This is a genomic window from Mesorhizobium sp. USDA 4132, assembly GCF_056279545.1.
The window spans coordinates 3,886,775-3,909,361 of sequence record NZ_JBWCCP010000001.1; the positions used below are offsets into that span (position 1 = coordinate 3,886,775).

Consider the following 22,587-nt stretch of genomic DNA (forward strand, 5'->3'; position numbering starts at 1 on the left):
TTTGCATAAAATTCCTCCCCGGCAAGTTGCCGACTTTCATCGTGATCGTGGGCCTGTTCTAGGTCGGCCCTCTTTTGGGCGTCCGACATGTTTCCCCCCATTATCCGAGCACATGTTGCAGTCCATCGTTCTGATAGTGGCCGTCATGATCCACAGGCACGCCGTATCCAGGCTCGGTTGGATCGGCTTGCAGCATCGAATCGTCGAGAAAGGCCACCGCTTCGTTGACCAGTGCATCGGGATCGTGCGCCGCCAATTCCGGATGGCTTGAAATCAATCCCGATTGGAAAAGCGTTTCCTGGGAGTATTGCTCGCCACCGACATAGGTATGGCCGAGAGAGTCCAGGTCGGCGATCGCGGCGTTGTTGATGAGCGTATTTCCCCCGGTCGAGATCGACCATGCCGCTTCCGCGTGAGGATTGACGGCATTCATCGCCAGGGCGATCTGATCGCTGTCGCCGACGATGCTGGTCTGGCTGATATACTGGATATTCAGCATGTCGCCGCTGATATAGAGAACGCGCAACCCGGCCAATCCCGCAAACGCCGGATCAGTCAGAACGCCGCTGGAGAGATTTCTTCCGCCGCCGGCAAAATCGGCCGCCGTGTCCAGGTAGGCGGAAGGCAGCGTGTCGAAACGATCGGCGCCGCCAATATTGTAGATATGGGCCTGGTTCCAGAGCAGGTTTCCGGCGCTGGAAAACGCGCCCTCGCCGGTCGTTTCGAAACCCGTGACCGCGCCGACAATATCGTTGTCGAACAATATGTTCATCTGGTGGATGATATTGGCGTCGTAAAGGCTGCCGCCAACCAATATCAGATCGTAGGCATGGCTGAGCTCGTAGATCGAGGTCTGGTTCACGCTCATGTTGTCGCCGCCAATGACCTTGGTCGTGGCGCCGGAGGACGACAGGATGCCGACGTCATTGTCGGACATGAAGATGTACTGCTCCAGCCAATTGACGATCAGCAGGTCGCCCTGGATCTCCGTGACGATCCAGCTTCCGGGATAACCTCCGCTGGCATGCGAGGAGGCACTGTCGTCCTGCAGCGGATCGACCCTGTGGAATGTGGCGATGTTGAATATTTCGTCGGGTGCGCCGTCGTTCGTCCAGCTGCTGATCGCCGAGGTAATGGCGTCGACATCCTGAATGACATTGACCTGGATGATCGCGTTGATCTCGAAATGGTCGCCGACGACCGCCGTCACCGTTGCGCCGGTCCAGATATTCTTGAGGACGGCATCGTTGACGGTGGTATTGGCGCCGCCGATCAGTTCAACCGAAGCGTCTACCTGGACGGAGCCATCCGCAAAGATCTTGGCATTGGATGGATAAGCATCCTCTTCCGCGTCGGCGTCATCTGCATCCTTACCGAAGGAGTGATAATCTTCCAGCTTCGGCGCCTCGTCGACGAGCACTCCGTTGACATAGGTACCTTCGATCGTCGTGGATTGATGGACAAATGCTTCCATCGGCCCGCCGGAATCGGCTGAAAGGGACTCCAGTTCACTGGCGACGGACTTGATGATCTCGATAAGGTCTGCCGGGGATTCAGGCATGTCGAGATGGCCGACCGGCGCGTCCGACAAGACCTCCTGCGCCTTATCCAGCAGCTCGCCGTTGTCAACCGGAGCAGGATTGAACGTGAGGCCGTGCCCCCCGACGCCGAAACTGTCGTTGTCGGAAAGCGAAGCGGCCTGAACGATGAAGTTCACCACCGAGCCAAGAGGCTGTATCCCCAATGTGAAGGACTTGCCGCTTGCATAGGATGGATACTCGTGCCGCGGCATCTCATGCCGGCCGTAATGCGTCCTGATTTCTACGATGGGAATTGACGGATGGTCATATCGACCCACGAAGTGGGGATGCCAGATGGGCGTGAAAGTGGCGGGAGCCTTGTAGACCACTGACGGATCGAAGCCGAGCAGCTCGTAAGGCGCCTCGAAATGGGATGGGGTCGCGACAGATGGCGGGATGAATTGTTCGGGCGTGTTGAGCGAGAAATCGGCGTAATTATCCCGCAGGCGCGCATCCTCGACGTTCGTGTGGAAGAGCCCGATGAAATGAGCGATTTCCTCCGTGATTGTATCCATCATCGTCATAACCGCTGCCTTTGTATTGGCATGCCTGGACCACAGGTCGTTCGGAATGAGGGACTGCGCAGGAGGTCTGCGCAGTCCGCGATGTGAAGGTCTCTGCCTGGAGCAGGGAAAGCGACGGCTTAGAGACTGGTGCCGTCGTGGGTGTCGTCGCCTGCCACCGTGCTGTGGAGGTCGCCGCCGACGATCGTCATGTCGATTGCGTTCTGCTGCAGGTTCGCACCCATCACGATTTCCTGGTTGAAGGCGTGGGTGTCGATCGACGCATCGGCCGAAGCGGAGCTTGTGCCGGTCACGAAACCGTCGTCACCGTTGTGCGAGCCCCAGACACCGCCGTCGCCACCAGCTCCGCCGGCGCCGGTATAGGCCAGGCCGCCATCGCCGCCAGCAGCACCAGCACCGCCGAATGCCCAGCCACCTACCGCGCCACCGCCGGTACCATCGGCCCATGCGCCACTCAGCGCCGCGCCACCTTCGCCAGCACCCGATGTTGCGTCACCGCCGGTAGCATCGCCGCTGGTTGCTGCGTCGGATGTTGCTGCGCCGCCGGTACCGGCGGCACCTGCTGCGCCGTCGCCACCAAGCCCGGCACCAAGCCCGGCGCCGAAACCAGCTCCGAGACCGGCCCCAAGGGCACTGCCGCCAGCGCCGCCGTCACCGGCATCCGCGGTGTCGCCACCAGCGCCGCCGTCACCGCCGGTCGGATCGCCGCCGTCACCACCGGTGTTTCCACCACCGTCACCGGCAGGGCCGCCCGCACCGCCATCGCCGTCGGCGAAGATCGGATTGAGCAAGCCGAGGCTGCTGCCGATCGTGGTTGCCGATGCTCCGCCGTTCGAATCCCCGCCGTCTCCGGCGTCGGAAGCATTGCCACCGGTGGAGTTGCCGGAATTGCCGCCTGCAGCGCCGTCGCCAGCCGTATTGCTGCCGCCCTGATCGCCGTCGCCGGCAAAGGCGAGCCCGGCGCCAAGGCCGAGGCCGAGACCCAGGCCGAGACCGAGACCGTCGCCACCATTGCCGCCACGGCCACCGATACCCTTGCCGCCATCGGCGTCGCTTTCCGCATCGCCGCTGTCGCCGTCGCCGCCGTCGGCATCGCCGCCTTCGCCTTTACCGCCGGCTGCGACGCTTGCGGCCAAACCGCCAAGGCCGTCACCGCCAACCGCGAAGCCGCCAAGCGCGGTACCGCCATTGCCGCCATCACCGCCATCGGCATCTGCATGGCTTCCGCCATTGCCGCCGCCGCCGCCGGCATTGATACCGTCGGAGGCAAGCGCAATGCCGCCCTCGGCAGTGCCATTCAGTTCGAACGAACCATCGTTGCTGACGGTGGCGCTTTCGAGCTTGTCATTGTCCTGGATGTTGGCGACCTGGCTGAAGACGTTGCCGACATCATTGCCTTCACCGTTCAGGGAGTTGTTGAGCAAGTCATCGATGCGAATGTTGAACATCCCGTCGATGGAACTGTGCTGCATGTCGACATCGGCAAAGTCGTCGTCCGTCGGCGTGTAACCTTCAAGATCGACACCGACATCGACAGCGACGCCAACGGTGGTCTCATTGACGTTTTCGTTGAGATTGCCGTTAAGGTTCAGGTTGCCGTTACCGTTCAGGTTCAGATTGCCGTTGCCATTCCAGTTGTCGTTGTCGTTCGTCGACTCGCTCGTCTGGCTCTGGTCGCTGGACTGTTGCTGCTGTTGTTGTTCCTGCTGCTGCTGTTGCTGCTGCTGTTCCTGGCTGTCCGTCGGATCGTCGACAACAGTGTTGAACGCGTGGCGTTTGTCTACCATCACAGTATCCTCTTTGACTGCGACGGCGTGACCACCATTCATCTTCTTGGGGTCTTTGCTCGTCGCTGTTGAAGTGAGTCATTGGCCTCTGGCGAGAGGGCGCGCGTCAACGCGACCGTTCGCCGGTCTTTCTCTCGTGATGTCTGATTTTTTTAGCTCTCCCCTAGTTTCCCGAGAGACCTGGAACGAGCGGCGGCATGGCCGTATGCTCGTGACAGCGCGCATCGACGAACGTTCTTCAGCGCTCGTTCTTCAGCTGCTTCGGGATGAGGCACTTTGTCCCGATTGCTCAGAAGAAATAAGGTAATATTTCGAGCTAGCGCAACCTGATGAATACTATGTGAGCATAGTTCTATGGGTGAAATGGTCTAACCAAGAAGAGGTAGGCACATCGGTGATAAATGCAGCCTTATGTATGCAGCAACTCGCGTCTCACCGGAGGAAACGCTGTCTGATCATGGTTCGTTCGCGGAAGAACGACCTGTAATGCCAAATCCCATCACCGATTCGATCTATTCGGTAAATCGTTCGGTCTATTCCCACCCTTCCGGTCTTGGTTTACCGTTCCCTAATAAGATCTTCGGAGCACCACTTTGCGTGTACTTTCGATCAACGACGGGAGGGAGGTCTATCCATGCAAATTCCGCATGGTGTTTCACAACATGTCGGCTTGGATCTGGCAACAAACGCCTTGAAGAGAATGAATGCAATCCGGACACTCCTCTTCATCTGCTCGCCGGGAACAATCTCCACCGCAATGACTGCGGCCATCGAAAGCGAATTTCCGTGGCTTTGCGTCAAGACGGTTCCCGATCTCAAGCTGGCCTCGGCGGAATTTGACAATCCGGTTCAGCTCATGCTGGCGGATGTCCGCCTAGCCTCTGCGCTCGCCGAATACTGGCCGGAACTGGCCCGCTATCATCCCGCTGCAACACTCGCGCTGATCGGTACCGACGACGGCGAAATAGCCTCCGATCATCAAAGAGCAAAAGAGCTTGAAATCGTTCAGGGGATACTGCCGTTCAACGTCAATCTCGATGTCTTCCTGTCAGGCCTGCGGATCGTATTGAAGGGCGGTACATATTTCCCGTCGACAGGTTACCGCGCTCAGCGAAGCCCGCCTCCGGAAACAAGCGAGGATCCGGCTGACACCAAGCCGGCCCCATACAATGCCGGCAAACAGGCGATCGAAAAGCTCACGAAGCGTGAGAACGAAATTCTCGCCAGAATGGCCATGGGCAACCAGAACAAGATCATCGCCGCCGCCCTGAGCCTATCAGAACACACAGTAAAGATTCATATTCACAACATCATTACCAAGCTCGGCGTGCATAACAGAACGGAAGTCGTCGCTCTCTATTTTGAATATAGACGCAAGGATGTAACCGGCAATGCAGGCGACACGAACCGCGGCCAGGACGGCCGCTCCCTCTCGGGCGACAAGTACTAGGCTGCAGGACATCCTGCTCCTGATTGGGCAGCTGAACTATACGTGGACCAACACAGAAAGCCTGTTGATCCACATGATTGCCGGCCTTGCCAAAGTGGACAAGGAAACGGCGATCGTCATCTTCCTGACCTTGAACACGACGCGCGCGCGCATCGACCTCGTGGACAGGCTGACTAAGATGCGCAAGACCGCACCGGTCTGCCGCAGGGAGATCCTGGAAGCCACCCGCCGCCTTTCCGAGGAAGCCAAGCTCCGTAACAAATACAACCACTGCATCTATTCATTCGATCCCGACAGCGGCCGCAACGTCACGCAATCGATGCGCATCTTCGAAAGCCGGGACGAGATCAAATACGGAAAGATCGAGGAACTTGACGCCCGGGAAATCGGCCGTATTCAGGAGAGCATCAACTCGCTCGTCGCAATCAACCGGATGTTCTGGGGGATCACCGAACGTTACGGCTTCCCGACCTAAATCCGCAAAGCCTTACCCCAGGCCCGAGACCTTCATCCCAGGCAGGAAACCGTTGACGGCGTCGGCCAGCGTAACGATCGATATGAGATGCCCGGCATCGTCGGTGATCGATATTGCCCGCAACGCCAGGGTTTCTCCCTGCTGAATATGCTCGACGATGATGTCTCTCATTCCGGAGATGACTTCAGCTGTGGCTCTCTCGAGGTTGAGGAAATCAAGTCCTTCCGTATCCGGAATGAAACCGTCCTTCAGATCGACATTCAGGAAATATTTCACCATGGAACCCAAACTCCCCCGGGGTTAGCCTGGCGGCCGCTTCAATTGCGAATCCAACCGTCACGGAAGCGGGCGCTCCAACCTCCAAGCGCTTACCCCCCATCTCCCGATCTGCGTTTAGGCTCAATCAGAACATTAGCAGATATATAAATTACCCATCGCGCCGGTCAACCTGGAATTGGCGTCCCACCTTGGAAACCGGGAAAAAAATAGCGTTCCCCCCTCCGCATTCCCCTCAGTTTTGATGGGGATCACACGGCGGCGATGGGCGCTTCTCCGTTAGCCAACACCCTGCCAAATGCATAGGGATGCTCGCCCAATCATGGTTCAATGCGGCAACGAAAGGCTGTCATTCTAAAGGTCGATTTCCTGAAGATGCCGCAGCTTTCCTCAAGGAGACTCTGCTGGGTGCATAGATTTACACTTGCACCACATCAGAGCGCTCCGAACCCGACCTGGTGCGGATATCTCGACACGGTACCGCTCCGCTAGAGGCGATCGTCAGAACCTTGAACCGATGACCTGAGTTCGAAGCCGAATTGCTTCGGGAAGACCCGCCCGACCTCTGGATATTTGTCCAGGCCATGGGTCGCGAAACAGCGGGGACATGGCATTTCAACCGCACCGCAGCCGCAGCATCGGGTACCGGTATACGGCTTGGCGGGATGAGCTTCGCAAACCCAGCCCGTGTCCTTGCAGTCTCTGCACCTGAACATCGGCGAAATCCTCTGTGATCCGCAGGGCCGGAGGATAACACGCGCGTGAGTCGCAGGCAGTTGCGCCAAATGAGCTATATCCTTAGGCCTATCGACGGGGGCGACCCTACGTTGATTGCGCCAAAGCTTGCGGCCATCATCCGCTCAAAATATCATCCAGTTGATCGCGATCCAGATCCACGGCATAACCGACCCGAACAGTCGGGACCAAGCCAATGGATGAAAAGTTCGATATCGGTGCGCGCCTCAACGCCATGCGCGGGGCGGCCGGGCTTTCGCAGCGCCAGCTCGCCGAGCGGGCCGGCGTTCCGCACGCACAGATATCCAATGTCGAGACCAACAAGGTCAGCCCCTCCGTTTCGACGCTCCGCAAGATTCTGAACGGTCTCGGCGTCGGCATGGGCGATTTTTTCGAGCCGGAGCGCAGCCCGCCGAAAGGCCCGTTCTTCTCAGCGCATGAACTGGTCGACCTGACTTCCAAGGTTGCCACATCGCCGATTGCAGGCGGTGACGGCACGCTGATCTTTCGCCAGATCGGCGATGCGCGGGCGCATAACCTGCAGATCCTCCACGAGATTTACGGCCCCCATGCGGACACTGGCGAAACACGGCTGCAGCACGGTTCCTCGGAAGGCGGCTATGTGGTCGAGGGCGAGCTGGAAGTGACGGTCGGCGACGACGTCCGCATCCTCAAGGCCGGCGAGGCTTACCTCTTCGACAGCCGTATTCCTCACCGATTCCGCAACCCCTCCGACCGGCAGACGATCGTTATTTCGGCCTGCTCGCCGCCCTATCTCTGATTTCGCGATTCCCCTCTTGCTCAATATAATGAGCAAGATTATAGCTTAGGCCATCGACTTTAGGGGATATCGCCATGACCGTCTCAGCAGATCTGCAGTCTCGCCAGAAAGCCGCCGTCGCCGGCGGTGTCGGAACCCGGGGCATCTTCGCCCACAAAGCCCTGAATGCACAGCTCTGGGACGTCGACGGCAAGCGCTTCATCGATTTCGCCGCCGGCATCGCGGTCAACAATACCGGCCATCGGCATCCGTCCGTCATGCGCGCCGTCGCCGAACAGGCCGAACATTTCACCCATACCTGCTTCCACGTCGCGCCCTACGAAGGTTATGTCAGGCTCGCCGAGCGGCTGAATGCGATGGCGCCGACCGGGGCGGAAAATCGCACCATGCTGGTGACGACGGGTGCGGAAGCCGTCGAAAATGCAGTGAAGATTGCCCGCGCCCATACCGGCCGCGCCGGCGTCATCGCCTTTTCGGGAGCCTTCCACGGCCGCACCCTGCTCGGCATGGCGCTGACCGGCAAGGTCATGCCCTACAAGAAGAATTTCGGCCCCTTCCCGGCCGATATCTACCATGCGCCCTTCCCCAACCCCTATCTCGGCTTCTCGACCGAGGAGGCGATCGCCGGCCTCGAACGGCTCTTCGCAGCCGATGTCGACCCGGAGCGGATTGCGGCCTTCATCGTCGAACCGGTCCAGGGCGAAGGCGGCTTCAACGTCGCGCCGAAGGAATTCCTCGTACACCTTCGCGAAGTCGCGGATAAATACGGCATCGTGCTGATCGCCGACGAAATCCAGGCAGGCATGGCGCGCACCGGCAGGATGTTCGGCTTCGAGCATGCCGGCGTAAAGCCGGATATGATCACCATGGCCAAGGGCCTCGCCGGCGGCTTTCCGCTTTCGGCCGTCACCGGCAAGGCCGAGATCATGAATGCCGCCCATCCAGGTGGGCTGGGCGGTACCTATGCCGGCAATCCGCTGAGCGTCGCCGCCGCCAACGCCGTACTCGACGTCATCGAAGATGAGAAGCTCTGCGAACGCGCCGCCGAAGTCGGCCGCCGGATCACCGAGCGGCTGACGGCAATCGCCACCCGCCAGGGCATGGAACATATCGGCGACGTGCGCGGCCTAGGCGCCATGGTCGCGTTCGAACTGGTCGAGGACCGCCAATCGAAAACGGCGGCGCCTGCCCTCACCAACCGCATCGTCGCGGAAGCGGAGGCCCGCGGTCTGATCCTCCTGTCTTGCGGGACACGCTTCAATGTGATCCGTTTGCTGCCGCCGCTCACCGTCGAGTGGGAGGTTCTGGAGGAAGGGCTCGCCATTCTCGAAGCTTCGATTGAAGCAGCATTCTCCGACGCGACCGCTTCGGCAGCCGCCTGAGCCTCACTCATCGCCGCTGACCGCAGGACCGATCCGGCCCGCGGTTTCTCTCGGTCGCGGCAGCCTTTTGGCATGCTGCAAAGATAAGGAAAAACGCATGAACGGCGCCGATATGCTGTGTGACGTCCTTCTGGTGAACGGCGTCGATGTCTGCTTTGCCAATCCCGGCACATCGGAGATGCATTTCGTCGCAGCCCTCGACCGCAAGCCCGCGATGCGCTGCATCCTCGGCTTGTCGGAAGGCGTCGTCACGGGTGCCGCCGATGGTTACGCCCGCATGGCGGACAAGCCTGCCGCCACCCTTCTCCACCTCGGCCCGGGCCTCGCCAATGGTCTGGCCAACCTCCACAATGCCCGCCGCGCCCGCACACCGATGCTGAACATCGTCGGCGATCATGCCTCCTATCACCTTCAATATGATGCTCCGCTGACCAGCGATATCGAAAGCCTGGCCCGGCCGATGTCCCATTGGGTCGGACGCGCCAGCGGCCCAGCCGATATCCGCCGCTGCACCGAAGAGAGTTATGTGGCGGCGCTTGCCAATCGCGGCGTCTCGACCATGATCTTGCCGGCGGACGCCGCCTGGGGTGAGGTCTCGCCGGAAACGCTCACGCCTGCCGCAATCCCTGCCCCGCCGGCGATCGACCCCGAAGCCCTGAAAGCCTCCGTCGCCGCGTTGCGCAGCGGCAAGCGTGTCGTGATCATGCTGGCCGGACAGGCAATGCGGGAAAAGCCGGTCGAGACCGCCGGCCGGATCGCTGCCGCCACCGGCGCGGTACTTTTTTCAACGTCCTCGGGCCGTAGCGCCCGCGGCGCCGGGCGCGCATTCGTCAGACCGGTGCCCTACAAGATCGATCTCGCGGTCGAAGCGCTCAAGGATTTCGAGGTCGCCATCTGCATCGGCGGACCACGCCCGGTCACCTTCTTTGCCTATCCCGGGAAACCGAGCACGACCCTGCCGCCCTCCTGCGAGATCATCCAACTCGCCGAACACGAACACGATCTCGCCGACGTGCTGGCGACGCTTGCCGATGCCCTTGGCATCAAGCCGGATGCGGATTTCATCCGCAACCGGTTGACGCGGGGTGATATCCAGGTGCCGACCGGCGCGCTGACGCCCGATGCGATCAGCTTCGCCATCGGCCGCCGACTTCCGGAAAACGCCATCATCATCGATGAAGGCCTGACCTCCGTCGGCCAATATCCGGTTCTGGCGCCCGGGCTCCCGCCCCACGATCACCTTCCGATCACCGGCGGCGCTATCGGTATCGGCATTCCGCTGGCTGCAGGCGCTGCGATCGGCGCACCGGATCGCAAGGTGGTGGCGATGCAGGCCGACGGCAGTGGCATGTACACCGTGCAGGGCCTCTGGACCCAGGCCCGCGAACAGCTCGATGTCGTCACCATCGTCTTCGCCAACAGCGCCTACCGCATTCTTCAGGGCGAAATGACCAATGTCGGCGTCAACGCCTATGGCCGCAATGCCCAGCGGATGCTCGATCTCGACGCCCCGAAGCTCGACTGGTGCTCGCTCGCCAAGGGCCTCGGCGTCGAATCCGGCCGCGCGACGACGATCGAGGAATTCGTCAAGCTGTTCGACGGCGCGCTTAGCCGCAAGGGACCGTTCCTGATCGAGGCGGTGATAGACTGATTGGTCCGCAGCCGTTACATCGCGACCAGATGGCCCGGTGAAACCGTCTTATAGTCGAGCGGATTGACTATATAGTCGACGGAGCGGATCGGGCTCTTGAGTTCGTCGCTGGCGACCGCCCGCTTTTCGCGGCGGCGATCGGGGTCCGGCACCGGCACGGCGGCCATCAGTTTCTTCGTATATTCATGCTGCGGATTGCCGAACACGGAGGCACGCGGACCGATCTCGACGATCTCGCCGAGATACATCACCGCGACGCGGTGGCTGACGCGCTCGACGACCGCCATGTCGTGGCTGATGAACAGGAAAGCGAGGTTGAGGCTCTGCTGCAGGTCGAGCATCAGATTGATGACCTGCGCCTTGATCGACACGTCGAGCGCTGAGACGCTTTCGTCGGCAACGATCACCTTCGGTTCGAGCGCAAGCGCCCGAGCGATGCAGATACGCTGGCGTTGGCCGCCGGAGAATTCGTGCGGATAACGGTTCACCATGTCGGGCGTCAGGCCGACCTTGCGCAGCATGTCTGCGACGACTTCCTTCGCCTGTTTCGCCGTCCCCATCCTGTGTTCGAGATAGGGCTCGGCGATCGCCTGGCCGATCGTCATGCGGGGATTGAGCGAGGCGAACGGATCCTGGAAGATCATCTGCACGGATTTGCGCATCTCGCGCATCTCCCGCTTATCGAGTGAGAGCACGTCCCGGCCCTCGACGACGACCGAACCGGCATCCGGCTCGATCAGCCGCATGATGGCACGGCCGGTCGTCGACTTGCCGCAGCCGCTTTCGCCGACCAGCGACAGCGTCTCGCCAGCCTGCAGATCGAAGGAGACGTTCTCGACCGCATGCACGCGGCCGCTCACCCGACCGAACAGGCCCGAATGGATATCGAAACGCTTGGTAAGGTTCTTCACCTCCAGAACCGGCCGCTCATTGGCGGCAACCGTATCGGCCACTTCCACCTGGACGTCGGATTCCCCGGTCGCCGTGTTGACGACGGGAAAACGCAGCGGCCGCTTATATTTCTGCATCGAGCCGAGCACCGGCACGGCCGCAAGCAGCGCCCGCGTATAGGGGTGTTTGCCGCGATGAAAAATATCCGGCGTGTCGCCCGTCTCCACCTGCTCGCCGCGATACATCACAATCGTCCGGTCGGCGACTTCAGCGACGACGCCCATGTCATGGGTGATGAACAGGACCGACGTCCCCTCCTCGTCCTGCAGCAGCTTGATGAGATCGAGGATCTGGCCCTGGATCGTGACGTCGAGCGCCGTCGTCGGTTCGTCGGCGATCAGCAGCTTCGGCTTCGACGCCAAGGCCATCGCGATCATCACGCGCTGGCGCATGCCGCCTGAGAAACGGTGCGGATATTCGTCGAAACGCGACGCGGCCGACGGGATGCGCACCTTTTCGAGAAGCCGGATGGTTTCGGCCTTCGCTTGCGCCGCCGACATCGCCTTGTGGCAGAGCAGCGCCTCGGAAATCTGGTCGCCGATCGTGAAGAGCGGATTGAGGCTCGTCATCGGCTCCTGAAAGATCATCGCGACGTCGTTGCCGCGGACCTTGCGCATCTCGTGTTCGGGAAGCGCCAGTAGATCACGCCCGCCAAGCATGATCCTGCCCGCGATGCGGCTGGTGCCTTCCTGCAGAAGCCGCATGATCGACAACGAGGTGACGCTCTTGCCCGACCCGCTTTCGCCGACGATCGCCACGGTTTCGCCGGGAGCAACGGTGAAGGAAACGTCACGCACGACCGACTTCCACTCGCCATCCACGTTGAACGAGGTGGTCAGGTTCTCCACCGAGAGAACCGGCTGGGTGGACTGGACGGCTTGTGCTTGCGAAATGGCCATGATCGTTCCCTTCCTGTCGTTATTGTCAGTTCAGTCCGGCCAGCGAAGCGCACCGTCGAACCGGTGGCGGCTGCGCTCTTCGATCGGGGTCGCGATGATCTCGTTGGAGGCGCGCGCCTTGTCGAGTTCTTCCGTCAGGCGGGCCGCGACGATGGTTTCCTGGCCGGGGTGCAGGTTGCACGGGTCGAGATAGAAGTAATGATGCTCCACCTCATGGTCTCGGACGATGATCGGTGGATTGCCACGGCCGAGTGCTGTGGCAAGATCCCAGGCGGTGATATGCGCTTCCGGCGCGGAGATGATCACCCGCATGCGGTCGAGCGGATTGTTGGTCGGATCCGGCTCGATAAGCGCTGTGACGCCGGGGCGGCCGTCGAGCGTCCGTTTCCACAGATCGAGACAGCCGGTTTCGCGCTCGCGGATGCCCGCATGGTCACGCTTCTCCCAGGCTTCCAGCGCCGCCATGACGCCGAACACGCTCTCCTTGCCGACCTTCATGCCGCGGCCGATGCCCATGTTCTGCAGGAAGGCGTTGCGCACCAGCTCTTTCTTGCCGGCAACGATGCCCGAAGTCGGGCCGCCGAGAAACTTGTGGCCGGAATAAAGGACGATATCCGCACCCTGAGAAAGGAAGAGCTTGAGGTCATATTCGGAAGCCGCGTCGACGATGACCGGCACACCCTTCGCGTGGGCGATTTCGACGAATTCGACAAGGTTGAGCAGGCCGTAGTCGACGACGTGATGCGAGACGACATAGACAGCCGCGGCCGTCTTCTCCGTGACTGCATTCTCCATGTGGTAGCGATGCGTCGAGGTCGCCTGGCCGATCAGCACGACCTTGCCGCCGGCGAGCCGGATCGCCTGGTCCACCGGTGCGCCATAGCTCACCACATGGCCCATCTGTACGAGCACTTCGTTCTTGTCCGGCACCGTGTCCGGCAGTTTCTCGATTGCCAGCAGGTTGTTGCCGGTGATGGCGCCAGCGACCGCGAGGCTGATACCCGAGGAGCAGGAGGCCGTGACGAAGCCCGCCTCACCGCCGGTCAACCGGGAGATGATCGCGCTTGCCTTGCGCTGCAGGTCGTTGATCTCGACGAATTGCGGCAGGATCGCCGCCATCGCCGCGATCGCCTCCGGAACCACGATCGAAGCACCGAGGCTCGTCATCGTGCCGGAAACATTGATGACCGGGCGAAGACCGATCTGGGTGCGGATATCATCGGACATTGTCGTTCTCCAAAGTGACGGCCGACCGCGAATTGCCATCGACAGTTATGCCATAATAATGTAATAGACTCTCGAAATCACACGAGGAGCCCCAAGGGGAACATCGAGTTGGACGCAAAGACTTCATCCGCAGACCTCTCCGTTGAGGCCGTTTCCGAAACGGAGACGGAAGCCAAGGGCGCGCGCCGCTCGCGCGTGAGCGGCATCGACCGCGCACTGCAGGTGATCGATTATCTCTACGAAACGGGTGCGCCGACCGGCGCCTATGCGATCGCCAAGGCGGTCAAGGCGCCGCTGTCGACCGTCTATGTGATCATCGACGATCTGGTCGAGAAGAACATGCTTGCCCGCAATGCCGACGGTTCGATCTGGCTCGGCGCCCGCCTCTATCACTACGGCCTCGCTTATGCCCGGTCGCTGGATTTCATGAGCGTCGCGACCCACGAAATGCACGACCTTTGCCGACAGGCCGGCGAAACCGTGCAGGTCTGCGGCCGCGACGGTGATTACATGCTGGTACTCGCGATGGCGGACGGCCCGAGCCATTACCAGGTCGCTTCGCGCGTCGGCACCCGCGTGCCGCTCAACTGGACGGCATCCGGCCGGCTTCTCGTCGGGCACTTGGCTGAAGCCGAGCGGATCGAGCTTTTCAAGCGCTGCGCCCGCACCTCGCCGACCGGCCGCGCCGAAATCGACGCCCGCACGCTGTCCGACTCGGCCGGCAAGGCGTTTGAGGAGCGGCTGTCGATCCAGGTGGCGGAGTCTGATTATGCGGTTGCCTGCATCGCCTCGCCGGTCTGCGACCGGAGCGGTGAGTGCGTCGCCACCATCTCCATCGTGCTGCCTGAACAGAAGGTCGTGTCCGACGGGAACCACTATACGGAACACGTCCGCGCTTCCGCCCAGCGGATCGAGAAGCTGATGGGTTGGCGCAACCACTGACCTTGTCTCCTCAGTCGTTCAGCGAGACGATCGCCTCGATTTCCACGGTGATGTTGCCCGGTAACGAGCCGAAACCGACGGCAGAACGGGCATGCTGTCCCGCATCCCCGAACACCGAGATAAAAAGGTCCGAGCAGCCATTGATGACGCTCGGATGATCTTCGAAATCCGGTACGGCATTGACCATGCCGAGCAGTTTCACCACCCGCTTCACCCGCGAAAGGTCGCCTAGCGCCTCGTGCATGACGGCAAGCAGGTTGATGCCGACCAGCCGCGCATGCTGATAGGCGAGATCGACGCTGACATCGGCGCCTACCTTGCCGGCATGCAGATGGCCATCCGCCTCGCGTGGCCCCTGGCCGGAGAGGTAGAGCATATTGCCTTCACGGACATGCGTGACGAAATTGGCGATCGGCGGCGGCGGCGGCGGCAGCTTGATGCCGAGCTCGATCAGCCGATCGTAAGGTGTCTGTGCCGTGGGAGCGGCCTTTGCTGAAGACGTATTCACGTCAACTCCTGTCATGCGATTTCAAGGATGCGCCTCAACGCCACGAGTAACCATGGCTGTGGCGGACGAGCTTGCGGGCCCGTGGAATGTAGCGGCTGGCGGTGATGGCTTCCGAACCGATGACCGCGTAACGCGGCTCGAACAGTTTCTGCAGACGTGAGACGTCGCCGTTGGAATCAGTCGCTTCAAGATCGGCATCGACGAGATCGAAGATCGTGAAATCGGCGCGCTCGCCAACCGACAGCCGGTTTTCCATGGCAAGCTTGATGACCGAGGCCGGGTGATGGGTGACCGCTTCGACAACCTTGTCGAACGGCATGCCAACCGACAGCAGCTTCGACATGGTGGTCGCCAGGTCCCAGACCGGGAAATTCATCGAATGGCCGTGCAGGTCGGTCGAGATCGAATATGGCAGCAGGCCGCGAGCGATCGCCGCCTCCGCCACCTTGAAGGAGAAGGAGGCGCCGCCATGGCCGATGTCGAGACGGATGCCCTCGCCGGCGCAGCGTTCGGCGAGATTGTAGAGATCCTCGTCTTCCATGATGCTCGAACCGGCCTTGCCGTTGAAGCAATGGGTGACGACGTCGCCGGGGCCAAGGATTTCCAGCACCTCGTCGTAGAGCGCCGGCGGCTCGCCGACATGCACCATCATCGGTACTTTCAGGATCTTGGCGATCTTCTTGCCGAGCTTGACCGGTGTGACGCCCCAGGAACCGGTGATCACATGGCTCGCCCGCACCTTGATGCCGACGATATGCTCCTTGTTTTCCGCATAACATTCGAGGATACGGTCGAGGTCGATATCGCGGATATCACGCAGTTCGGCAACGCGGTTGCAGGCGACGAGGCCGATCGAGCCGAGGTTCAGGAATGCCTTGATGCGCTCCCTGGACGGCTCGATGATGTACTCGCGAAAGCCGTGGAAATTGGCCTCGCCGGCAGAACCCGCATCGACCAGTGTCGTCACGCCGCGCTCGGCGCCGCATTCCGACGGACGGAGCGAGATATCGGTGCCGCCATGCCAGATATGCACATGCAGGTCGATCCAGCCGGGCGAGATGAAGGCGCCATTGCCGTCGACCCGGATTGCGTCCGCGGGTGCTGCAAGCGACGGGCCGATAGCGGAAATCCGCCCGTCGGCGCCGACCAGGATGTCGGTCGTGCCGGAGGCCGCATTGCCGCCGAAAGCCATCGGCTTCACATTGGTGAGGAGGAGCGGCTGGCCCGCTGTTTCACCGGTCATTTAAAGGTCCTTTCGAAGTCTTGGATCGAGCATGTCCCGCAATCCGTCGCCGACCATCTGCAGCGACAGAACGGAAAGAATGATGGCAAAGCCCGGAAAATAGGTCATCCAGTCGGCCTGGCCGATATATTGGCGCCCGCTGGCAATCATCGTTCCCCAGGTGGGAATTTCGGGGCTGACGCCGAGGCCGAGGAAGGAAAGTCCGGCTTCGGCAAGCATGGCACTGGCAAACAGGAACGTCCCCTGCACCAGGATCGGCGATATGAGGTTGCGCAGTACGTGCCGCGTCATGATGTGGAAGGTCGAGATGCCCAGCGCCTTCGCCGCCTCCACGTAAGGCAGTTCGCGGATCACCAGCGTCGAGGCCCGGACGATACGGGCAAGCCGCGGCGAATAAACGATCGACAGCGCAATGATCACCGTCACCAGCGACGGCCCGAGCGCTGCGACCAGCGCGATGGCAAGCAAAATATCGGGAAAGGCCATCATCGCATCGATCAGCCGGGCGATCGGCGTATCGAGCCTCTGGAAGAATCCGGCAAGCAGACCGAGCGTCACGCCGATGATCGCCGAAAGAGTGACGACGGCCGCCCCGACAAGCAGCGACAGGCGCCCCGCAAAAATGGTGCGCGAAAAGATATCGCGGCCGAACTCGTCGGTGCCGAACCAGTAGATCTCGCTCGGCGGCTTCAGCCGGTTGACGATCGACAGTTTCGACGGCGAATAGGGCGCTATCCACGGCGCCAGAACCGCCAGCAGGACGAAGATAATGATGACGACCAGCCCGAGCGCGACCGTCTTGCGTTTCAGGAACCGGCGGAAGAACTTGGCTCCTTCGCTCGAGGCCGGCTTGGTGGTGACAATTTCCGCCATCAGTAGCGCACCCTTGGATCGACCAGCAGATAGAGCATGTCGATCGCGAAATTGATCAGGACATAGAGGGCGGCGATGACGAGCAGCGCGCCCTGGATGACGGGATAGTCACGCCGCAGCACCGCCGAGACGACCAGATTGCCGACGCCCGGCAGGCCGAACACCGTTTCTGTGACCACGGCGCCGGAAATCAGCACCGCGGCGGTGAGGCCGAGCACGGTGAGGATCGGGATCAGCGCGTTCTTCAACGCATGTTTCAGCACCACCCGCCGCTCGATCAGCCCCTTCGCGCGGGCGGTGCGAATATAATCGTCGCCGAGCACATCGAGCATGGAGGCGCGGGTAAAACGCAGGATCAGCGCCGAGGAGACGAGGCCGAGCGCGAAAGCCGGCAATGTCAGGTGATACATGCGCTCGCCGAAGCTCGCGCCCGGTCCGCCGTAACCGGAAACGGGGAAGATGTTGAGCCGCACCGCGAAGAACTGCATCAGGATGAGCCCGAGCCAGAAGCTCGGAATACTGGCAGCCAGCATCGCCACCATCATCGCAGCCTGGTCGACGAAGGATCCACGCCGATAGGCGGCATAGATGCCGATCGGCAGCGCGATGAGGCTCGCAATCGCCAGCGAGAAAATCGTCAGGAAGAAAGTCGGTTCGGCGCGGTCGAGCAGCGCTGATGTCACCGGCATGTTGAGGAAGATCGACTGCCCGAGGTCGCCCTTCAGCAGCTGGCCGATATAGAAGACGTATTGAACCGCGATCGACTGATCGAGGCCGAGACGCGTGCGCAGCTGGGCGACGTCCTGGGCCGTGGCATCCGGGCCGAGCATGACCGCGGCCGGATCGCCGGGCGTCACGCGAACGATCACGAAGACGATCGTGACGACGAGGAACATCACCACGATCATGCCGGCAAGACGTTGGAGAATGTAGCGTATCATTCGAAGATGTTCCTGTGTCCGGATAGTGCGGACATCATTGAAAGCGGATGCCGATCCGTAGACCGGCATCCGCGTCCCTCGGGAGGGTTGTTACTTCTTGATCGAGGCGTTCCAGAAATAGGGCCACGGAGCCGGATCGACGCCCTGAAGCTTGGTCGAGATCGCAGAAACCGCGTTGAAATCGCCGATCTTCATGAAAGGCGCTTCGTCATACAGGGCCTTCTGGACATTGGCCCAGAGCTCGACACGCTTCTTCGGATCCGACTCTGCCGAGAAAGCATCCACGGCCGCCTTTCGGGCAGGTGTATCCCACCAGCCCGGCGAAGTCGGCGCCAGCGAACCGATCAATGCCGGCTCCGGCAGGAAGGGGCTGTGGGTGATGTAGATGTCCCAGAGTGCCTTGTCGGTGCGGCGCTGGGTGAGCGTCGCCCAGTCGACCACCTGCATGTCGACGGTAAAGCCGGCAAGCTTCAGATATTCGGCAGCAACCTGCGCCATCTTGTAGTGGAACTCGTATTGGCGGCTGGTCAGGATACGGATCGGCTTGCCGTCATAACCTGCGGCCTTCGCGGCCTTGGCGGCACCTTCCGGATCGGCGACGTTGTAATTGCCCTTCACGCCGGCATCCGTGCTCCAGGTGAAGGAGGCCGGGTAGATGTTGCCGTCGAGGGCGTAGAAATCCTTGCTGCCGAAGGCGGCGGCAAGCATGTCTTCCATGCTGAGTGCCTGGCGGATCGCCTTGCGGACGGCAAGGTTCTTGGCGGCACCTTCGGCGGTATTGAAGACGAAGACCGGGTAGCCGAACGGCTTCAGGAGTAGCGGCTGAGTGGCCTTCGAGGCCTTCACCTTGTCGAAGGATTCGACCGGCAGCGAGTCGATATAGTCGTACTGGCCGGAAATGGCGGCCTCTACGCGCGTGTTCGGGTCCGGAACCGGCACAAAGCGGATCTCGTCGAGATACTGGTGGCGGGCGCCGCCGTAACCGTCGCTCTCGCCCGAACGCGGCTTATAGTCCTTGAAGCGGACGAGCTGGATATACTGGTCGGCCTTGCGCTCCTTCAGCATGTAAGGCCCGGTGCCGATGAAATCGGTCATCGTATCGGCCTGCTTCTCCGACGGGATGATGATCGCGGCGGAGTTGTTGAAGGCGAGCAACGAGACAAGCGGCGCATACGGCTGCTTCAGCTTGATCGTCACCGTCGTCGGGTCGGCGGCGGAAATGGTGTCGATGAAGCCGACGGCCTGCTTGCCCCGAGAGGCAAGCTTGGTCCAGCGGGTCAGCGAGGCGACCACGTCTTCCGAGGTCATGTCGCTGCCGTCGTGGAACTTGATGCCGGTGCGCAGCTTGATCGTATAGGTCTTGCCGTCGGCGCTGACCTCCGGAAGGCTTTCCGCCAGAAGCGGCGTAACATCCCACTTCTTGTTGAATGTGTAGAGCGTCTCGAAAATGTGCTGGGTGACGATACCCACGAGGTCGGCCGTCGACGTCATCGGATCGAGTGTCGGCGGCTCGCCGATGGTGGCGACGTTGACGACGCCGCCCTTCTCCTGCGCCATCAGAAATGACGGCGTGGCGACGAGCGCGGTTGCAACCAGGAATGCAAGCTTTAATCTCATGGTAGTCTCCCGTTTTTTTGTTCCACAATTATGTTATATAAGCTTTTATAACAGAATATAGAACGCAGCCAGCCTGTCAATGGGCGCGCGGGAACATGCGCTGGTCCTATGCAAATTGCCGGGGTCGCGACGGAGGATACCGCCTGCAGCAGCCCTCAATGTTGCGTGAAGTCGCTGACAGCCCCTCACAAAATTTCGCGCTCTCTGTTACGTGGGGGCTGGACGAACGTGTCTTCGACGGCGAAAGCAGATAGCCTTCGCGTCCTCTACAAATGCTAGGAGCCAGAAGTGACCGATTCCAATTACACTCCGCCGAAAGTATGGACCTGGGACAAATCCAATGGAGGCCAGTTCGCGAGCATCAATCGCCCGATCGCCGGCCCGACCCATGAAAAAGAATTGCCGGTCGGACGTCACCCCCTCCAGCTCTATTCGCTGGCGACGCCGAACGGCCAGAAGATCACGATCATGCTGGAAGAATTGCTGGCACTCGGGCATTCCGACGCCGAATACGACGCCTGGCTGATCAAGATCGGCGACGGAGACCAGTTCGGCTCCGGCTTTGTCGAGGTCAATCCGAATTCCAAGATCCCGGCGCTGATGGACCGGTCCGGCCCCGAGCCGATCAGGGTCTTCGAATCGGGCTCCATCCTCGTCTATCTCGCGGAGAAATTTGGCGCCTTCCTGCCGACCGAGCCTGCCAAGCGCGCCGAATGCCTGTCCTGGCTGTTCTGGCAGATGGGCAGCGCCCCCTATCTCGGCGGCGGCTTCGGGCACTTCTATGCCTACGCCCCGACCAAGATCGAATATGCGATCGACCGCTTCGCGATGGAAACCAAGCGCCAGCTCGACGTCCTCGACCGGCGGCTTGCCGAAAGCGAATATATCGCAGGCAGCGCCTACACGATCGCCGACATGGCGATCTGGCCCTGGTACGGCGGCCTCGTGAAGGGCTGGCAGTATGGCGCCGGCGAATTCCTTTCGGTCCAGGACTACACCCACGTCCAGCGTTGGGCCGACGCCATCCTGGATCGCCCCGCCGTCAAGCGTGGTCGAATGGTCAATCGCCTCAGCGGCGACCCGTCCGGCCAGCTTCACGAGCGCCATGACGCCAGCGACTTCGAGACCAAAACCCAGGACAAACTGGCCGCGAGCTGAAAACAGCCCTTCGAACCAGATGGACAAAACGAGATGGATGTGGCCCATTCGGGCCACATCGTCTGGGAGGCATATTTTTCAACATGACCGACAATCTTATCGACACTTCAACGAACGGCCTTTTCCTCGGCCGGGTCTGGAATCCCGCTGCTTCAGGCCCTAGCCTCGTCACGTTGCGCAACGGCGATCTGGTCGACATTACCAGCAAGGAGACGCCGACCGTCAGCGCGCTCCTGGAGCGCGCTGATGCTGCGGATTTCGTCCGCAACGCGACCGGACCGGTCCTCGGCACCTTGGAAGACATTGCCGGAAACAGCACGGGCCGGCCCGACCTGTCGCGCCCCCATCTTCTGGCACCCTCCGACCTGCAGGCGATCAAGGCCTGCGGCGTCACCTTCGCACAGTCGATGATCGAACGGGTCATCGAGGAAAAAGCGGCCGGCAATCCAGACAGGGCGGCAGCGATCCGCGAGACGGTCAGCACGATCATCGGCGGCAGCCTCAAGGACCTGAAGGCCGGTTCGCCGCAATCCGCGAAGGTCAAGGAAGCCCTGATCCGGGAAGGCATGTGGTCGCAATATCTCGAAGTCGGGATCGGGCCGGATGCGGAGGTCTTTACGAAGGCACCGGTGCTTTCCTCGATGGGGTGGGGAGCGGATGTCGGTCTGCACCCGGTATCGACCTGGAACAATCCGGAGCCGGAAAATCGTGCTCGCGGTCAACAGCCGCGGCGAAATCAAGGGCGCGACGCTCGGCAACGACGTCAACCTGCGCGATGTCGAAGGGCGCTCGGCGCTTCTGCTCGGCAAGGCGAAGGACAATAACGCCTCCTGCTCGATCGGACCTTTCATCCGCCTCCTCGAGGAAAGTTATGGACTGGACGACGTCCGCAATGCCGAACTCGACCTGCGGGTTACCGGCCCGGATGGTTATATCCTCAACGGCAAGAGCTCCATGTCGAAGATCAGCCGCGACCCGCTCGAACTCGTCAAACACACCTGCGGTGATCACCATCAATATCCCGACGGCTTCATGCTGTTCCTCGGCACGTTGTTTGCGCCGACCGAGGATCGCGATGTTCCGAACCAGGGCTTTACCCACAAGATCGGCGACATCGTCGACATCTCCTCGCCGGCCCTCGGCACGCTGCGCAACACGGTGCGCCTCTCCACCGAATGCCCACCGTGGAGCTTCGGCATTTCGGCGCTGATGAAGAATCTCGCCGCGCGAGGGTTGCTCTAAACGGAGCGGCCTCGTCTCGCCACGGCCGTCAAGTCGGCCTATGAGACCGGCACAGACCAAACGGGACGCTTAAGAGAATGAACACGCCCTGGAACAAGCCGGTCGTCATATCGATCGGCGAACCGCCGGCCAAGACCGCGATCGAGACGACGCAGGGTGCTGCCTGGGCGATGATCGAGGACTGGCCGGTGGAGGACGGCACGGCCCTCGACCGGGCTCTCGCCGTCTGCGCCGCGGTGGATGCCGGAAAGAGCAAGCCGGAAGACGCTCGAAAGGCCTTTGTCGAGGCCGCGAAGGAAGCGCATATCCTGGTCCGAGCCTAGGCTTGCTGCGGGTCAGGACTTC

The 22,587-nt window shown here is 61.3% G+C and carries 18 protein-coding genes and 1 pseudogene; 9 read left to right on the forward strand and 10 right to left on the reverse strand.

Annotation, left to right across the window (positions count from 1 at the left end; translation table 11 throughout):
- Positions 1–100: 100 nt before the first annotated feature.
- Both ACZ9IU_RS19505 and ACZ9IU_RS19510 read right to left on the reverse strand, forming a co-directional pair.
- Complete coding sequence (locus tag ACZ9IU_RS19505; protein ID WP_244447442.1) at positions 101–2,098, reverse strand: hypothetical protein; 1,998 nt, start codon at positions 2,096–2,098, stop codon at positions 101–103.
- Positions 2,099–2,223: 125 nt separating this feature from the next.
- A complete protein-coding gene (locus ACZ9IU_RS19510) occupies positions 2,224–3,891 on the reverse strand; it encodes a hypothetical protein (protein WP_051899841.1) in 1,668 nt (555 codons plus the stop codon).
- Between the two features lie 634 nt (positions 3,892–4,525).
- Between ACZ9IU_RS19510 and ACZ9IU_RS19515 the strand changes: the two genes are divergently transcribed.
- Both ACZ9IU_RS19515 and ACZ9IU_RS19520 read left to right on the forward strand, forming a co-directional pair.
- Complete coding sequence (locus ACZ9IU_RS19515; protein ID WP_157885179.1) at positions 4,526–5,341, forward strand: response regulator transcription factor; 816 nt, start codon at positions 4,526–4,528, stop codon at positions 5,339–5,341.
- The gene (locus ACZ9IU_RS19520) at positions 5,283–5,816 is read left to right on the forward strand and encodes a hypothetical protein (RefSeq protein WP_038546051.1); all 534 of its coding nucleotides are present in this window, start codon (positions 5,283–5,285) and stop codon (positions 5,814–5,816) included. Before ACZ9IU_RS19515 ends, ACZ9IU_RS19520 begins: the two co-directional genes overlap by 59 nt.
- A 12-nt stretch (positions 5,817–5,828) precedes the next feature.
- Here ACZ9IU_RS19520 and ACZ9IU_RS19525 read toward each other — a convergent pair whose 3' ends face one another.
- Complete coding sequence (locus tag ACZ9IU_RS19525) at positions 5,829–6,095, reverse strand: DUF6894 family protein (protein ID WP_038546054.1); 267 nt, start codon at positions 6,093–6,095, stop codon at positions 5,829–5,831.
- A gap of 928 nt (positions 6,096–7,023) precedes the next feature.
- Here ACZ9IU_RS19525 and ACZ9IU_RS19530 point away from each other — a divergent pair.
- From ACZ9IU_RS19530 to ACZ9IU_RS19540, 3 genes are all read left to right on the forward strand, one after another.
- Positions 7,024–7,608, forward strand: coding sequence for a cupin domain-containing protein (locus ACZ9IU_RS19530; RefSeq protein ID WP_038546057.1), 585 nt, complete (start codon positions 7,024–7,026; stop codon positions 7,606–7,608).
- Positions 7,609–7,682: 74 nt separating this feature from the next.
- Complete coding sequence (gene gabT, locus ACZ9IU_RS19535) at positions 7,683–8,990, forward strand: 4-aminobutyrate--2-oxoglutarate transaminase (RefSeq protein ID WP_038546060.1); 1,308 nt, start codon at positions 7,683–7,685, stop codon at positions 8,988–8,990.
- A gap of 97 nt (positions 8,991–9,087) precedes the next feature.
- Positions 9,088–10,641, forward strand: coding sequence for an acetolactate synthase large subunit (locus tag ACZ9IU_RS19540; RefSeq protein WP_038546063.1), 1,554 nt, complete (start codon positions 9,088–9,090; stop codon positions 10,639–10,641).
- 14 nt (positions 10,642–10,655) lie between these two features.
- Here ACZ9IU_RS19540 and ACZ9IU_RS19545 read toward each other — a convergent pair whose 3' ends face one another.
- Positions 10,656–12,491, reverse strand: a complete 1,836-nt coding sequence (locus tag ACZ9IU_RS19545) for an ABC transporter ATP-binding protein (protein ID WP_038546065.1) — start codon at positions 12,489–12,491, stop codon at positions 10,656–10,658.
- A 30-nt stretch (positions 12,492–12,521) separates the two neighbouring features.
- Positions 12,522–13,718, reverse strand: a complete 1,197-nt coding sequence (locus tag ACZ9IU_RS19550) for an aminotransferase class V-fold PLP-dependent enzyme (RefSeq protein WP_038546067.1) — start codon at positions 13,716–13,718, stop codon at positions 12,522–12,524.
- Between the two features lie 102 nt (positions 13,719–13,820).
- Between ACZ9IU_RS19550 and ACZ9IU_RS19555 the strand changes: the two genes are divergently transcribed.
- A complete protein-coding gene (locus tag ACZ9IU_RS19555; protein ID WP_038546070.1) occupies positions 13,821–14,660 on the forward strand; it encodes an IclR family transcriptional regulator in 840 nt (279 codons plus the stop codon).
- Between the two features lie 10 nt (positions 14,661–14,670).
- Here the strand turns inward: ACZ9IU_RS19555 and ACZ9IU_RS19560 are convergent, their stop codons facing one another.
- The 5 genes from ACZ9IU_RS19560 to ACZ9IU_RS19580 form a co-directional block, all read right to left on the reverse strand.
- A complete protein-coding gene (locus ACZ9IU_RS19560; RefSeq protein WP_051899842.1) occupies positions 14,671–15,183 on the reverse strand; it encodes a RidA family protein in 513 nt (170 codons plus the stop codon).
- Positions 15,184–15,202: 19 nt separating this feature from the next.
- On the reverse strand, positions 15,203–16,411 hold the full coding sequence (locus ACZ9IU_RS19565; protein WP_038546076.1) for an amidohydrolase/deacetylase family metallohydrolase: 1,209 nt from the start codon (positions 16,409–16,411) through the stop codon (positions 15,203–15,205).
- Positions 16,412–17,284, reverse strand: coding sequence for an ABC transporter permease (locus tag ACZ9IU_RS19570; RefSeq protein WP_038546079.1), 873 nt, complete (start codon positions 17,282–17,284; stop codon positions 16,412–16,414). It lies immediately after the preceding gene.
- Positions 17,284–18,225, reverse strand: coding sequence for an ABC transporter permease (locus ACZ9IU_RS19575; RefSeq protein WP_038549714.1), 942 nt, complete (start codon positions 18,223–18,225; stop codon positions 17,284–17,286). Before ACZ9IU_RS19575 ends, ACZ9IU_RS19570 begins: the two co-directional genes overlap by 1 nt.
- Positions 18,226–18,315: 90 nt before the next feature.
- Complete coding sequence (locus ACZ9IU_RS19580; protein ID WP_038546082.1) at positions 18,316–19,842, reverse strand: ABC transporter substrate-binding protein; 1,527 nt, start codon at positions 19,840–19,842, stop codon at positions 18,316–18,318.
- Between the two features lie 288 nt (positions 19,843–20,130).
- Between ACZ9IU_RS19580 and yghU the strand changes: the two genes are divergently transcribed.
- From yghU to ACZ9IU_RS19595, 3 genes and pseudogenes are all read left to right on the forward strand, one after another.
- Complete coding sequence (gene yghU, locus ACZ9IU_RS19585) at positions 20,131–21,000, forward strand: glutathione-dependent disulfide-bond oxidoreductase (protein ID WP_038546085.1); 870 nt, start codon at positions 20,131–20,133, stop codon at positions 20,998–21,000.
- 83 nt (positions 21,001–21,083) lie between these two features.
- Positions 21,084–22,242 (forward strand): annotated as a pseudogene (locus ACZ9IU_RS19590) (fumarylacetoacetate hydrolase family protein).
- A gap of 77 nt (positions 22,243–22,319) precedes the next feature.
- On the forward strand, positions 22,320–22,565 hold the full coding sequence (locus tag ACZ9IU_RS19595) for a DUF982 domain-containing protein (protein WP_038546092.1): 246 nt from the start codon (positions 22,320–22,322) through the stop codon (positions 22,563–22,565).
- Positions 22,566–22,587: the final 22 nt, after the last annotated feature.